The sequence below is a fragment of the Mesorhizobium sp. M1D.F.Ca.ET.231.01.1.1 genome, assembly GCF_003999155.2.
In the GTDB taxonomy this organism is placed as follows: domain Bacteria; phylum Pseudomonadota; class Alphaproteobacteria; order Rhizobiales; family Rhizobiaceae; genus Mesorhizobium.
The window spans coordinates 1-357 of record NZ_RZOZ02000119.1 but is presented as its reverse complement, the minus strand read 5'-3'; the positions used below and the strand labels follow the sequence as shown (position 1 = coordinate 357).

Annotated in this window: 1 pseudogene; it reads left to right on the top strand. The window is 59.7% G+C overall.

From position 1 onward, the window contains the following. Window positions 1-357, top strand: a pseudogene (locus tag EN874_RS32565) (acetolactate synthase large subunit); the annotation flags it as partial.

Sequence of the window (357 nt, the reverse complement as noted above, 5' to 3'; positions counted from 1 at the left end):
GAAAACGGTCATTCACGTCAACTTTCTCGGCGCGGAGGTCGACACGGTCTATTTTCCGCAGATCGAGGTGGTCGGCGACATCGCCAACGCGGTGTGGCAACTGAAGGAAAGTCTCAAGGAGCGCCAGGAGCACTGGGACTTCACGCGCTTCAAGGAAATCAAGGAGCACTTCGAGGCGCATCTGGTGAAGGGCCAGCACGACGACCGCTTTCCGATGTACCCGGTGCGGCTCGTCAACGACGTGTACGAGACCACGCCGGCGGACGGCATCGTGTGTCTGGACAACGGCATGTACAAGATCTGGTTCGCCCGTTACTACCGCGCGCACGAGCCGAATTCGCTGCTGCTCGACAATGC